Origin of the sequence: Noviluteimonas gilva, assembly GCF_009740395.1 — a bacterium.
Classification (GTDB): Bacteria; Pseudomonadota; Gammaproteobacteria; order Xanthomonadales; family Xanthomonadaceae; genus Noviluteimonas; species Noviluteimonas gilva.
The window spans coordinates 293,421-306,912 of the sequence record NZ_WOXT01000002.1 but is presented as its reverse complement, the minus strand read 5'-3'; the positions used below and the strand labels follow the sequence as shown (position 1 = coordinate 306,912).

The 13,492-nt window shown below is 68.7% G+C and carries 15 protein-coding genes, 1 tRNA gene and 1 other RNA gene; 8 read left to right on the top strand and 9 right to left on the bottom strand.

Annotated features, from left to right (window positions below; genetic code table 11):
* Positions 1–4 precede the first annotated feature (4 nt).
* The 3 genes from GN331_RS08400 to GN331_RS08390 form a co-directional block, all read right to left on the bottom strand.
* Positions 5–982, bottom strand: a complete 978-nt coding sequence (locus GN331_RS08400) for a beta-ketoacyl-ACP synthase III (protein ID WP_156641533.1) — start codon at positions 980–982, stop codon at positions 5–7.
* Between the two features lie 64 nt (positions 983–1,046).
* The gene (gene rpmF, locus GN331_RS08395; protein WP_156641532.1) at positions 1,047–1,238 is read right to left on the bottom strand and encodes a 50S ribosomal protein L32; all 192 of its coding nucleotides are present in this window, start codon (positions 1,236–1,238) and stop codon (positions 1,047–1,049) included.
* Positions 1,239–1,283: 45 nt separating this feature from the next.
* Positions 1,284–1,832: a YceD family protein gene (locus GN331_RS08390; protein ID WP_156641531.1), complete on the bottom strand. Its 549-nt coding sequence runs from the start codon at positions 1,830–1,832 to the stop codon at positions 1,284–1,286.
* Between the two features lie 116 nt (positions 1,833–1,948).
* On the opposite strand from GN331_RS08390, the gene GN331_RS08385 reads away from it, so the two are divergent.
* Entirely contained in the window at positions 1,949–2,314 is a 366-nt protein-coding gene (locus GN331_RS08385; protein ID WP_156641530.1) for a hypothetical protein, read from the top strand.
* Positions 2,315–2,884 (top strand): Maf family protein, encoded by a 570-nt coding sequence (locus GN331_RS08380; RefSeq protein ID WP_156641529.1) that lies wholly within the window; start codon positions 2,315–2,317, stop codon positions 2,882–2,884.
* Between the two features lie 4 nt (positions 2,885–2,888).
* On the opposite strand, the gene GN331_RS08375 is transcribed toward GN331_RS08380, so the two are convergent.
* Complete coding sequence (locus tag GN331_RS08375; protein ID WP_156641528.1) at positions 2,889–4,775, bottom strand: ArnT family glycosyltransferase; 1,887 nt, start codon at positions 4,773–4,775, stop codon at positions 2,889–2,891.
* Positions 4,776–4,843: 68 nt separating this feature from the next.
* Between GN331_RS08375 and GN331_RS08370 the strand changes: the two genes are divergently transcribed.
* The 4 genes from GN331_RS08370 to GN331_RS08355 all read left to right on the top strand — a co-directional run bounded on the left by GN331_RS08370 (position 4,844) and on the right by GN331_RS08355 (position 9,264).
* On the top strand, positions 4,844–5,794 hold the full coding sequence (locus tag GN331_RS08370) for an AAA family ATPase (protein WP_156641527.1): 951 nt from the start codon (positions 4,844–4,846) through the stop codon (positions 5,792–5,794).
* Positions 5,795–5,796: 2 nt separating this feature from the next.
* Positions 5,797–6,756, top strand: a complete 960-nt coding sequence (locus tag GN331_RS08365) for a DUF58 domain-containing protein (protein ID WP_156641526.1) — start codon at positions 5,797–5,799, stop codon at positions 6,754–6,756.
* Positions 6,757–6,806: 50 nt separating this feature from the next.
* The gene (locus GN331_RS08360) at positions 6,807–8,711 is read left to right on the top strand and encodes a transglutaminase TgpA family protein (RefSeq protein ID WP_156642020.1); all 1,905 of its coding nucleotides are present in this window, start codon (positions 6,807–6,809) and stop codon (positions 8,709–8,711) included.
* A gap of 64 nt (positions 8,712–8,775) precedes the next feature.
* Complete coding sequence (locus GN331_RS08355; RefSeq protein ID WP_156641525.1) at positions 8,776–9,264, top strand: Slp family lipoprotein; 489 nt, start codon at positions 8,776–8,778, stop codon at positions 9,262–9,264.
* A 432-nt stretch (positions 9,265–9,696) separates the two neighbouring features.
* Here GN331_RS08355 and GN331_RS08350 read toward each other — a convergent pair whose 3' ends face one another.
* Genes GN331_RS08350 through dnaX form a run of 4 tightly spaced genes read right to left on the bottom strand, consistent with a single transcriptional unit; the run spans position 9,697 to position 12,714 of the window.
* Positions 9,697–10,053, bottom strand: a complete 357-nt coding sequence (locus GN331_RS08350; protein ID WP_156641524.1) for a histidine triad nucleotide-binding protein — start codon at positions 10,051–10,053, stop codon at positions 9,697–9,699.
* 11 nt (positions 10,054–10,064) lie between these two features.
* Positions 10,065–10,655, bottom strand: a complete 591-nt coding sequence (recR, locus tag GN331_RS08345; RefSeq protein ID WP_331713416.1) for a recombination mediator RecR — start codon at positions 10,653–10,655, stop codon at positions 10,065–10,067.
* 13 nt (positions 10,656–10,668) lie between these two features.
* On the bottom strand, positions 10,669–10,989 hold the full coding sequence (locus tag GN331_RS08340) for a YbaB/EbfC family nucleoid-associated protein (RefSeq protein WP_156641523.1): 321 nt from the start codon (positions 10,987–10,989) through the stop codon (positions 10,669–10,671).
* Positions 10,990–11,022: 33 nt separating this feature from the next.
* Complete coding sequence (gene dnaX / locus GN331_RS08335) at positions 11,023–12,714, bottom strand: DNA polymerase III subunit gamma/tau (RefSeq protein WP_156641522.1); 1,692 nt, start codon at positions 12,712–12,714, stop codon at positions 11,023–11,025.
* A 103-nt stretch (positions 12,715–12,817) separates the two neighbouring features.
* Between dnaX and GN331_RS08330 the strand changes: the two genes are divergently transcribed.
* Together GN331_RS08330 and ffs are read left to right on the top strand one after the other, a co-directional pair.
* Positions 12,818–12,910 (top strand) — tRNA-Ser (locus tag GN331_RS08330).
* A gap of 58 nt (positions 12,911–12,968) precedes the next feature.
* An RNA gene (gene ffs, locus GN331_RS08325) (signal recognition particle sRNA small type) lies at positions 12,969–13,065 on the top strand.
* Here the strand turns inward: ffs and GN331_RS08320 are convergent.
* Complete coding sequence (locus GN331_RS08320; protein WP_156641521.1) at positions 13,052–13,492, bottom strand: molybdenum cofactor biosynthesis protein MoaE; 441 nt, start codon at positions 13,490–13,492, stop codon at positions 13,052–13,054. The genes ffs and GN331_RS08320 overlap by 14 nt on opposite strands.

The following is a 13,492-nucleotide window of genomic DNA, read 5'->3' as shown; positions in this document are numbered from 1 at the left end:
ACGATCAGTAACGAAGCAGCGCCGAGCCCCACGTGAAGCCGCCGCCGAAGGCTTCCAGCAGCACCAGTTGCCCGCGCTGCACCTTGCCCGAGCGCACCGCTTCGTCCAGCGCCAGCGGCACCGAACCCGACGAGGTATTGCCGTGCTTGTCGATCGTGACGACCACGCGCTCCATCGGCATGTCCAGGCGCTTGGCCGTGGCTTCGATGATGCGCAGGTTGGCCTGGTGCGGGATCAGCCAGTCGATGTCGTGGCGATCCAGGCCGTTGGCCTCGAGCGCTTCTTCGACGACCGAATCGAGCGCTTTCACGGCGTGCTTGAACACATCGTTGCCGCTCATCTGGATGCGCACGCCACCGTTTTCCTGGGCCTTGAAGCCGACCGAGACGCCGACCGGGCTCCACAGCAATTCCTTGCGGCTGCCGTCGGCGTGCATGTGCGTGCTGAGGATGCCCGTGTCGCTGTCGGCCTTGAGCACGACGGCGCCCGCGCCGTCGCCGAACAGCACGCACGTGGTGCGATCCGTCCAGTCGACCATGCGGGTCAGGGTTTCCGAACCGATCACGAGCGCGGTCTTCGCCGCACCGGAACGGATGAACTTGTCGGCGACCGTCAGCGCGTAGACGAAGCCCGAGCACGCGGCGTTGACGTCGAACGCGGGGCAACCGAGTGCGCCGAGGCGGTGTTGCACCAGACACGCGGTCGACGGGAACACGAGGTCCGGCGTCGTGGTGCCCAGGACGATCAGGTCGAGTTCGGAGGCCTGCACGCCCGCGGCTTCGAGCGCGCGGACGGCGGCGTGGTACGCGAGATCGCCCGTGGTTTCGCCTTCGGCGGCCACGTGGCGCTCGCGGATACCCGTACGCGCCTGGATCCACTCATCGCTGGTATCGACGAGCTTTGCGAGATCGTCGTTGGTGAGGACCTTTTCCGGCAAATAGCTACCGGTACCGGCGATGCGCGCGAACACTTGCTGGGTCATGCCCCTGCCCTGAGTGGGGTTGGCCTGGGTGCGCCGGCGCATTGGAGCGCCGGCGACGCGAACGTCATTCTTCGACGACGCGGCTCTTCGACGGCACGACCTTCTTGCCACGGTAGTAACCGTCGGCAGTCACGTGGTGGCGCAGGTGCGTCTCACCCGTGGTCGGGTCGGTCGACAGCTGCTTGGCCGTCAAGGCGTCGTGCGAACGGCGCATGCCCTTCTTGGACGGGGAAACACGGGACTTCTGGACAGCCATGGTCTTGCTCCGATGAAAGCTTTTTGAATTGTCGAAAGGCTGCGATCAGCCCTTCGGTTTGTCCTTCAGCGCGGACAACCCTGCGAACGGGCTGGCACGCTGCATTTCTTCTTCCGTTGCGGTCCAGTCGCGCTCGACCGCTTCGGTACCGGGCGCCACGGGAACCACGGGGACGGCGAGGATGAGTTCGTCCTCCACCAGTTCCGCGAGCCGCAGCAGGCCGTCGTCGCCGATCAACAGCGCCTCGTAGCCTTCCGGCAATGCATTCTCCCCTTCTTCGTCGCGGATCAGACCGAGCCGTTGCACGATCGTCACCGGCAGTGCGAATTTCTGCAGGCTGCGCTGGCATTCCAGCGGGAGCTTTGCGTCGATCCGCAACTCGACGAAGGGGATGCGCAACATGTCCTGGCCGAATTCGACCTCGACGCGTGCGCTGCCTTCGGTGTCCGCGAGTGCGCCCTTCAACCGCTGCATGCCGGCCAGCGGCAGCGCGCCTTCGAAGGTGCGTTGCGCGGCGACCATGCGCCAGGCATCCAGTTGTTCCGGGAGCCCTCGCGGGTGACCGGCCAAATGGTTAGGCGATTCGGCGGACATAAGCCGGGAATTGTTAGGCACGCACCCCATCGGTGTCAAACCAGCCGACTTCGAACTGCTTGATAAGGCAGGGAATCGGACGGCAGACTGCGTGAAGATTTTCCACGGAAGCCCGCGTGACCACCACCCTCCTGATCCTCATCGCCGCGGGGGTCCTCGTGGCCCTGTTCATTGTCCTGATGCGGCGCCAGGCCGGCCGGGGCCGCCAGCGGGCCGTGGCCGCGCTGCTGGACTCCGCCGACGCCCTGGAAGCGCGGCTGCGCATCGCGCGGGCCGAAATCGAGGCGGTGGCGGGCGACGAGGACAACCCGGTCCAGGTCGCCCTGCGCGAAATGCTCCGCCAGCGGCTGTGGCTCCAGCAGCACGGCCAGACGGCCTCGCTGGAGGAACTGCAGACCGTGCGCGCGTCGATCGACGCCGCCCGCGGCCGCATCGAGACCCAGCTCGCGCTGATCGAACGCGCCCGCGCGCCGCTGGCCTGAATGAAGCTGATCCTCGCCTCCACCTCGCCCTACCGGCGCGAGCTGCTCGGCCGCCTGCGCCTGCCCTTCGACGTCGTGCGGCCCGAGGTCGACGAGACCCCGGCCCCGGGCGAAACGCCGGCGGCGCTGGCCCTGCGCCTGGCGCGCGCCAAGGCCCAAGCCGTTTCGGCGGCGCATCCCGACGCGTGGGTGATCGGCTCGGACCAGGTCGCCGACCTCGACGGCACGCCGCTCGGCAAGTCCGGCCACCGCGAGGCGGCCATCGAGCAACTGCTGTCGATGTCCGCGCGCGCCGTGATGTTCCGCACCGCGGTGAGCGTGCGGCGCGGCGAAGTCGCGTTCGATTCGGTCGATGCCACGCGCGTGCGCTTCCGGCCGCTGTCGCGCGAAGAAGTCGAACGCTACGTCGATGCCGAGCAACCCTTCGATTGCGCGGGCAGCTTCAAGTCCGAAGGCTTCGGCATCGCCCTGTTCGACGCGATCGAAACCCAGGATCCGACCGCATTGATCGGCCTGCCGATGATCGCGACCGCGCGCATGTTGCGCGCGGCGGGCTACCCGTTGCCCTGATTTTTCAGTCGACGATGCGCAGCGGTTGTTCGGACCACTGTTCGACGCTGCCATCGTGTCCCGTCAGGCGCAGCCCGAGCCAATGCACGCCCGGCGACACCGAGCCGGCGCGCACGCGCGCGGTCCACGCGACATAGGGATGTTGCGGGTCGTTGGATTCGCGCCAGTAACCGCGGATGCCGACGTGCTGCTGGCCGTAGTCGGCCAGGCCAATGACTTCGCCGTCCAGCGTGACTTCCACGCGCGCGATGCCCACGCCGTCCTTGAACGCCCAACCGGCGACTTCGAAATCGCGCGACACGCGTGCCTTCGCCCGCGGCGAATCGATGTAGGCCATCGCCGGCGCCGTGCATTCGCCGCTCGCGCGCTTGGCGGGCATGCGGAACAGGACGAACCGCTGGCGCCCGTGGTCGATGTTCACCACGCGCGGTGGCGGCAGCGGGCCCATCAGGTCGCACAGCGCGTGGTAGTGCTGCAGCAACTCGCGATACCGCACTTCCGACGCACCGACCACGAGCAACAACGGGCGTTCGCCGAGCGCCGCGCGATCGTGCGCGAGCAACTTCCACACATCCAGCTGCGGCGCGCGACCGTGCCGCGTGTTGAGGCCATGCGGTAGCACCGCGATGTTCGGATCATCGAGCGCGAAGCCCAGTTCGCTGCCGATCTTGAAGTTGTCGGCGACGATGCGCGCGTCGGGTGGCATCTTCGCGCGTTCGTCGCGCACGGCGTCGGCCAGCGCATCCCAGCCCGCGAAATTGGCCGGATACCACTTCGCCGCCGCGAAGCGCGCTCGCGCGGCGGGACTGGAGACGACGACGTAATACCCGAGGATCGCCACCAGGCCCGCAAGCGCGAGGATCCACGTCGCACGCCGCCATCCGCGCGGCCATTGCGCGAGCGTCGCGGGCACGAGCGGCAACAGCGCGTACAGGCCCGCGAGCGTCCAGTGGAAACTGATGCGCTCGTTGTCGGCGAAGAACCCGAGCAAGCAGAACGCGACGACGGTGCCGCCGCCGATCAGCGCGAAATACTTCGCATGGTTGCGATCGTCCGCGCCCTGCCCGTGCCAGCCGCGCACCGCGGCGTGCGCCATCGCGGCGAACAACAGCGGCGTTGCGAGCAGCGCCTGCACGACGAAGAACCACGCGCCGTCGAAATGAAAATCCCACGGATGGCGATCGACGAGCTGGAAGCGCAGGCCCGCATCGGCGTTGTCGAGATTCCACACGATCAGCGGCGTCCACGCGATCGCGCCGATCGCGAGCGCGACCCAGGTGCGCACGTCCTTCAACACGTGGCGCCCGCGCGGGATCACCAGGAATGCGATCATGCCCACGCCGATCACCGCCGCGAAGCGATAGTGGCTCAACGCACCGATCGCCAGGCCCGCGGCGAGTTCGAGCGCGCCGGCGGGTTCGACCTTGCGCAACAAGCGCACGCCGGCATCCACGCACAACAGCGTCGCGAACGCGAGCGGCACGTCGGGCACCGCGAGCAAGCCGAGCGAGCCGCCCAAAGGCAGCAGCACCGCGAGCAAGCCGGCCTGCCACGCGAAGACTTCGCCCGTGCGGTCGCCTTCCTGCGGCGCATAGGCCTGTCGCGAGATGCGCACGACCATCCACGGCAAGGCCATGCCGAGCAACAGGAACGGCCAGCGCAGGCCGAAGACGTTCGTCCCCGCGATGCTGGTCCCGAGGCGCGCGAGCCAGGCCGTCAGGCCCGGCACGTCGGAATACGCGAGCGCGAGATGGCGGCCCTCCTGCCAGTAGAAGGCTTCGTCCACGAACGGGGGCAGGCGCACGGCGACCAACAGCTTGATCGCCGCCACCGCAGCCCATGTCCACAGGAACGCGCTTCGTGCGCGTCGTGCGTCTTGTTCGTTCCGCATCGACCCCGGCCTCGTTAGACTCGAACTCGTACACTCATCGCACACGCGCCCAACCCAGCAGGAAGCATATGTCCGCACTCCCGGCCGCGAAGATGCTACCCGATGCGCTCCGCCAGGCCCTCGGGGATGGCCAGGACCAGGTCAACACGCTGGTGCTGGGCAAGGTGCAGGAAGTCCGGCTGGCCTTCGTGGCGCTGTTGTCCGACGGCCATCTGCTGATCGAGGACCTGCCCGGCCTGGGCAAGACCACGCTGGCCCATGCGATGGCGGCCACGCTGGGCCTCGGGTTCCAGCGCGTGCAGTTCACCTCCGACCTGCTGCCGGCCGACATCCTCGGTGTGTCGGTGTTCGACGCGCAATCGCGCAGGTTCGATTTCCATCCCGGACCGATCTTCGCGCACGTGCTGCTCGCCGACGAAATCAACCGCGCGCCGCCGCGCACGCAGAGCGCACTCCTCGAAGCGATGGCCGAACACCAGGTGACGGTCGATGGGCGCACGCACGCCCTGCCCTCGCCGTTCTTCGTGATCGCCACGCAGAACCCGGTGGATCTGGCGGGCACGTATCCGTTGCCGGATTCGCAGCTCGATCGCTTCCTGCTGCGCCTGACGCTCGGCTATCCCGGCGAAGAGGCCGAACGCGCGCTGCTCGCGGGCACCGACCGCCGCGAATTGATCGCGCAGGCCAAACCGATCCTCGGCAACGCCGATGTGCTTGCGTTGCGCACCGCCGCGAGCGATGTGCATGCGGGCGATCCGCTCGTCTCCTATGTGCAGGCGTTGTTGGCGCGCAGCCGCCGTCATCCGGGCGTGCGCGTGGGGCTATCGCCGCGCGCGGGCCTGGCCTTGCTGCGGGCCGCGCGTGCGTATGCGTTGTTGCTCGGTCGCGAACACGTCGTGCCCGAAGACGTGCAGGCCCTGTTCGCGCCGGTCGCCTCGCATCGCCTGGTGGCGGACGCCGATGCCGGCGACGGTGCATCGCTGGCGCGCGCGATCCTGCACGCGGTCCCCGTCGACTGACCATGCGCGGTTGGCTGCACGCGCTGCGCGCATGGATCGAGAAGTTCGCGCGCCCTCGCGCGCCGGAAGCGGTTCCGATCGAACTGCATCGCGGCCGCATCTACGTGCTGCCCACGCGCTTCGGCCTGTTCTTTTCCGCCGCGCTCGTGGCGATGGGCCTGGGCGCGCTCAACTACAACAACAATCCGGCGCTGCTGTTGATGCTGCTGCTCGCGGGCGCGGCGCTGACGAGCATGCTCAGCGCGCACCTGCAGTTGAGCGGGCTGCGCTTCGTCGCGGTGGGCGGTGATCCGGTACCCGCCGGCGCGACGATCCTCGTGCGCATCCACGCGCGCGCCGATCGCCGCGGCCGCGCACGTCGCGGCATGCGCGTGGATTGCGAAGGCGGTGCAGGCAAGTTGTCGTTGAACGAGGGCGCCGGCGATGCGGAAATCGCGTTGCCGACGACCAAGCGCGGCTGGTTCGACGTGCCGCGCCTGCGCGTCTCGACCACGCGCCCGCTCGGCATCGTGCGCGCGTGGTCGTGGATCTGGCCGGAGCAACCCTTGCTCGTGTATCCGCATCCCGAAGCCGACGGCCCGCCGCTGCCCGAAGGCGCCGGCGAAGCCGCGGCCGCGCGCCTGCATCCGCTCGGCGACGACGTGCACCATCTGCGCGCTTATCGTCGCGGCGATCCGCCGCGCACGATCGCCTGGAAACCCACCGCGCGCCACGGCAACCTGTTGGTGCGCGAATACGAACGCCCGCAGTCGGCCGACATCGTGCTCGACTGGCGAGCGCTGACCGGCCTGGACACCGAAGCGCGCATCCGTCGCCTCGCGCGCTGGGTCGATGAAGCCGAACGCGACGCGCGCCGTTATCGCCTCGTGGTGCCGGGGCATGCGCCGATCGGTCCCGCGCACGGGCCCGCGCATCGCCATGCGTGCCTGCGCGCACTCGCCTTGCTGCCGGGGCACGCGTGAGCGCCGCGCCCGCTTCCGCGCGCATTCGCCTGGATCCGCGTTCCCGCGCGATGGTGCTGATCGCCGGCGCCGCGTGCGTCGTGCCCTTGCTGTTGCGGCTGGATCCGAAACTCGCGACCGGCATTGCGGTAGCCGGCTTCGCCGTTGCGCTCGGCGCGTGGCGGCGCCCGTTGCCGGCGTGGTTGCGCGTGTTGCTTGCGCTCGGCCTGGCCGGCGCGGTGTTCGCGACGATGGGCGTCAACTTCGGTCGCGATACCGGCTGCGCGATCCTCGCCGCGATGCTCGCGGTGAAACCCGCTGAAACCGACAGCGTGCGCGACGCGCGCAGCTTGCTCGGCTTCGCATTGTTCGCGCCGTTCGCGACCTTCCTCCTCGACCAGGGCCCGTTGTCGCTGGCGCTGGGGTTGATCGCCGTGGTGTGCGCGCTGATCGCGATGCAGCGCCTGTCGGACCTGGAATCGGGCGAACTGTTCGACGAAACGCCGTGGTGGAAACGCCTGGCGAGCACCGGCCGCATGATCGCGCTCGGTTTGCCGATCGCATTGGCGGCGTTCTGGCTGTTCCCGCGCCTGGCCACGCCGATGTGGGGCGTGCCCGATCGCGCGATGTCGCGCCCGGGCCTGGCCGACAGCATGTCGCCGGGCCGGTGGGAAGACCTGATGTTCGACGACACGCCCGCCGCGCGCGTGCGTTTCTTCGGGCGCACGCCGCCGCTGACCGCGATGTATTTCCGCGGCCCGGTGTTCAGCGAATTCGATGGCCGCACGTGGTCGCGCGGACGCTGGGCCACGGCGTATCCGGCCGCGCCCGTCGCCGACGCAAGCGCGCAATGGGATTACGAGTTGTCGATGGAGCCGACCGACCGCCGGCAACTCATCGCGCTCGACGTGCCGCTGTCGGCGCCGTCGAATGCGTACTTCGGCGAAGACCGCGCCCTGCGCGTGTCGCGCCCGCTGGATTCGGTGACGCGCTGGCGCATGCGCTCGGGCAAGGTCGCGCGCTTCGGCGATGCGACGCTGTCGCCGTTCCTCCGCGCGCGCAATCTGCAATTGCCGGAAGGCTTCAATCCGCGCACCGTGGCCCTCGCACGGCAATGGCGGCAGGACGCCGGGAGCAACGATGCCGCGATCGTTCGGCGCGCGCTCGACTGGATCCGTCGCGACTTCGGTTACACGCTGGCGTCGTCGCTCGCGGGGCGCAACGCGGTCGATCAGTTCCTGTTCGTCGACAAGCGCGGGTATTGCGAGCAGTTCAGTTCGTCGTTCGTCGTGTTGATGCGCGCGGCGGGGATTCCGGCGCGCGTGGTGGGCGGATACGCGGGCGCGGAGTTCAACCCGGTCGGCGAGTACTGGATCGTGCGCCGCTCCGACGCGCACGCCTGGGCCGAAGTGTGGTCCGACGGCCGCGGTTGGGTGCGCGTGGATCCCACCGCCGCGGTGGCGCCCGAGCGCGTGTTCGACACCATCGCCGATCGCGCGGCCACCGGCGACCTGCTCGCCTCGCTGCAACCGATGTGGGATGTCGGCGACTGGATGTTGAACGGGTGGAACGACTTCGTGCTCGGCTTCAACGCCGATCGGCAACGGGCCCTGTTCCGTCCGATCGGCCTGGGCGACATCGACACGGAGATGCTGTTGATGCTGTTCTCGCTGGTCGCGCTGTCGTGCCTGGCCGCGACGGTGTGGCTCCTCAGCCGCGATGCGCGGGAGCGCGATCCCCTGCTGCGCGCCTGGCACCGCCTCGGCCGCTGCTACGGGAAGCTGGGCCTGGCCCGCGCCCCGCACGAGCCCGCGCTCGACTGGGCCGAGCGGGTCCACCGCGCGCGCGCCGGGGGCGACGAGGCCCTGCGCGCCCTGGGCGTGCGATTCAGCCGGTGGCGGTATGGGATGCGTCCCGGGCAACCCGTCGAATCGCTGAACGCCCTGCTCCGCGACCTGCGCACGCACCGCCCGTAACGCCGCCTGCGCGTATCGTATGCATCATCAGACGCCTGAACCGGCGCCCCCTGGGAGACCTGCCATGACATCGTTCCGAATTGCGGCGCTGGCCATGGCGAGTGTGTTGCTCGCCGCCTGCGCGACACAGCCCACGCCCCTGCAGGGTGAGTACCTGCCCGTCACGCCGCGCGACGCGGCCGCGGCGAACGAGACCGGTTCGGTCGTGCGCTGGGGCGGCCGCATCGTGCAGACCTTGCCGCGCGACAACAGCACCTGCTTCGAAGTGCTGGCCACGCCGCTGGATGCCAGCGCGCGTCCGCACTACAACTCCGACACCGACGACGGGCGTTTCATCGCGTGCCGCAGCGGGTTCTACGATCCGGCGGTGTTCGAGCCCAATCGCGAGATCACCTTCACCGGCCGCATCGAGGCCTACGACACGCGCAAGATCGGCGGCTTCGACTACCGCTTCCCGCGCGTCGCCGCGGACGTCGTGTACCTGTGGCCGATCCGCGAACGCGTCGACGTGCTGACGTATCCGGCGCCTTGGCCGTGGTGGGGTTACTGGTGATTTTTTGAGCGCTCGCAAAGAGCGTTGACTTCGGGACGACGCCTCGCCACGTGACGCGATGTGGTTCCCCTGTCGCCCGACGGGAGCGGCATCCTGCCCACCGACGGGCGAGCGCACGGCCATCCATGGCCGTGCTCTGGGAAACCACATCGCGCCACGCGTCGAGGCTCACCGCAGTTTCGTTTTCTTCCTCTTCGGTGGAGAGGCAAAGCCCCTCTCCACCGCGAGGGGTTGGGGAGAGGGTCCGGCGAAGGGACGACCTATCAAGTCAGGTGAGCCTCGACGCGTGGCGTGGTGTGGTTCACCAGAGCGCGGCCATGGATGGCCGCGCGTTCGCGCCTCGGTGGGCAGGATGCCGCGTCCGCGGCGCGACAGGGGAACCACACCACGTCACGTGGCGAGGCGTCCTTCCGAAGAGGAATAACCCTGCAGTTACTTCGGCGTCCCGAACCGCCCCAACTGCGCACCTGCCAGCAAATGCAGGTGCAGCTGGAACACCGTCTGCCCGCCGTGGCCGTTGCAGTTGATCACCACGCGATAGCCGTCTTCGGCGAAGCCTTCTTTCCGCGCGTACTCCGCGGCCGCGTAAGCGAGCTTGCCGACGATCTGCGCCTGCGAGGGCTTCATCGCATCCAGCGTCCGCACCGATTCCTTGGGCACGAACAACACGTGCACCGGCGCTTGGGGCGCGATGTCGCGGAACGCGAAGACCTCGTCGTCTTCGTACACGATGTCCGCCGGAATCTCGCGGCGCGCGATGCGATGGAAGATGGTGTCTTCGTCGGTCATGTCCTGCTCCTTCAAAGCATTTCGCTCCGCGTCCCGAAGGCATGCGACAGCGTGCCGCGGTCCACGTATTCCAGCTCGCCACCCAACGGAACGCCGTGCGCGAGCCGGCTCGGCCGCACGTTGTGCCGGCGCGCGAGTTGCGCCAGGTAATGCGCGGTGGCTTCGCCTTCTACCGTCGGGTTGGTGGCGATGATCAGTTCCTGTATCTCACCCTCGCCCATGCGGTTGTCGAGTTGGTCCAGGCCGAGTTCGCGCGGGCCGATGCCGTCGAGCGGACTCAGCTTGCCCTGCAGGATGAAGTAGAGGCCGCGGTAACCGGTCGCCTGCTCGATCGCGAGGCGATCGGCCGGCGACTCGACCGCGCACAGCAAGTGCGCGTCGCGCGAGGCGCTCGCGCAGATCGCGCAGATTTCGGTCTCGGTGAAGTCGCGGCAACGCGCGCAGTGGCGGATGTCCCGCACGGCCTGCGCGAGCACCTCGGCCAGGCGCTTGCCGCCGACGCGTTCGCGCTCCAGCACGTGGTAGGCCATGCGCTGCGCCGACTTCGGGCCGACGCCCGGCAGCACGCGCAGCGCTTCGATGAGTTGGTCGATCAGTGCCACGAAGCGGCGACGATCAGAACGGCATCTTCATGCCGGGCGGAAGCGGCATGCCGGCGGTGGCCGCGGACATGCGCGACTGCGATTCTTCGTTGACCTTGTTCACCGCGTCGTTGAACGCGGCGGCGATCAGGTCTTCGGCCATCTCCGGATCGGACAGCACCGACGGATCGATGCGGACCTTGCGGCATTCCATGCGGCCGCTGATCGTCACGCTCACCATGCCGCCACCGGACTGGCCGGTGACTTCGAGCCGGGCGAGTTCTTCCTGCGCGCGCTGCATGTTTTCCTGCATCTTCTGCGCTTGTTGCATGAGCTGGGCGATGTTTCCCTTCATGGGGGCGGTCTCTCGTGTGGGGCGACGGCGCGGTCAGGCGTCGTCGAAGGGGCGAATGGAATCGGGTACGACGCTGGCGCCGTGGCGCTGCATCAGGCGCTGCACGTCGGGGTCGCCGAGGAAGGCTTCCTCGGCAGCGACCTGGCGCGCATCGCGTTCGCGCGCGGTGCGCTGGTGCAGCGTTTCGCCCCGCGCGGACTCGGTTTCGAAACGAATCTGCGGCGGCGCGCCGAGCGTGCGCGCGAGCGCATCGGACAGGCGTTTGACCAGGCCATCGGCCTTCAGGTGATCGTCGTTCGGCGAAAGCGAAAGACGCAGCACACCGTCTTCGTATGCGATGAAACCGGCGTGCGCCGCGAGTTCCTTCGCGGGGCCACCGAGGCCGAGGTTGGCGGCGAGGTCGGGCCAGGTGTGGGCGTCGAGAATCGTGGCGCCGGGAACCGGGAACGGGGAACCGGGAGGCGTGGAATCCGATGCGTGTTGCGTTTCGCGAGCCGGAGCTGGCGTCGGAAGGGGTGTCGGTGTCGAAGGCTGGGCGATCGGTTTCGGCGCGCTCGCCGATTGCATTCCGAGCGCCTCGCGAGCGGCTTTCGGGCCACGCGCTCCGCCCGGTTCCCGGTTCCCGGTTCCCGGTTCCCCAGTCGACGCCCCCGGCCGAAATGCCAACATCCGCAACACCGTCATCTCAAATCCGGCGCGCGGGCTCGGCGCGAGCGCCAGGTCGCGGCGCCCGTTCAACGCCATCTGGTACCAGAGTTGCACGAGTTCGGGCCGCAGCTTCGCCGCGAGGACATCGACCGGCACGCTGTCTTCATCGATCTCCGCACCCGGCACGAGCTGGCGCACCTGCACGCGATGCAGCGCATCGGCGAGCGCGTCGAGCACGCCGTTCCAATCGGGCGAGAAGTCGGCGAGCGTGCCGACGATGTCGAGCATGCGCGCGCCTTCGGCGTCGGCGAGTGCGTCGAGCAGGCCGGCGATCTGCGTGCGATCGACCGTGCCGAGCATCGCGGCGACGGCCGCGTCGTCGAGCTGGCTCCCCGTGTAGGCGATGGCCTGGTCGAGCAGCGACAGACCGTCGCGCAGGCTGCCGTCGGCGGCGCGCGCGAGCTGGCGGATCGCGCCGGACTGCGCGGGAATGCCTTCGGCTTCCAGGATCTTCGTGATCTGGCCGCCGATCTGCGCCTCGTCCAGCCGCTTGAGGTTGAACTGCAGGCAGCGCGAGAGGACGGTGACGGGGAGCTTCTGCGGATCGGTGGTGGCCAGCAGGAACTTCACGTGGCCCGGCGGCTCTTCGAGCGTCTTGAGCAGCGCGTTGAAGGCCGACTTCGACAGCATGTGGACTTCGTCGATCAGGTAGACCTTCACCCGACCGCGGCTGGGCATGTACTGCGCGTTGTCGATCAACTCGCGGACGTCGTCCACGCCGGTGTTGCTGGCCGCGTCGATCTCGAGCAGGTCGACGAAGCGCCCCGCGTCGATGTCGCGGCACGCGTTGCACTCACCGCACGGCTCGGCGGACGTGCCGCGCTCGCAATTCAGCGACTTGGCGAAGATGCGCGCGATCGTGGTCTTGCCCACCCCGCGCGTGCCGGTGAACAGGAAGGCGTGATGCACCCGCCCGGAATCGAGCGCATTGGTAAGCGCCCGCACGACATGTTCCTGACCGACGAGCTCCGCAAACCGCCGGGGCCGCCACTTCCGCGCAAGGACGAGATAGGACATGCGTGAATGATGCCACGCGACGACCCGCGCTTGTCCCATCGGGGGGCGGGGGCTAGAATTCGCGACCCGAACGTCGGTCACAAGCCGTCCTCCGGGTTCCAGCGGAGAGGTGTCCGAGCGGTTGAAGGAGCACGCCTGGAAAGTGTGTAAGCGGCTAAACCCCGCTTCGCGGGTTCGAATCCCGCTCTCTCCGCCACATTCCAGGCAACGGCCCGCCCGGCGGGCCGTTGTGCTGAAACAGTTCTATGGTGGCCCCGTCGGCCCCTCGCGACGCTAGATCGAAAATCCCGCCAGGGCCGGAAGGCAGCAACGGTATCGGTCGATGCGGGTGCCGAGGTCAGTCGGCGGGGTCATCGCCTTTTGGGGCCGGATGCAGCCAATCCGCATCGCCCTGCGCGTATCGCTCGTGCTTCCAGATGGGGACGCGCTGCTTCACCTCGTCGATGATCCAGCGGCAGGCGGCGAAGGCGGCATCGCGGTGCGCGGCGGCCACGCCCACCCAGACGGCGAGTTCACCGATGGCCAGATCGCCCGTGCGGTGGACGCAGCGCGCGTCGAGGATCGCGAAGCGTTCGCAGGCCTCCGCAAGCACGCGTTCACCTTCGACCTCCGCCAGCGTCACGTACGCCTCGTAGCGCAGGCCGGTGACTTCGCGCCCGGCGTTGTGGTCGCGGACCCAGCCTTCGAAGCTCGCGTACCCGCCCACGCGCGCGTCGAGCAATTGCGCGCGCAATGCGGCCACATCGAACGGTGTTTCGGACAACGCGAAGCGGTTCAT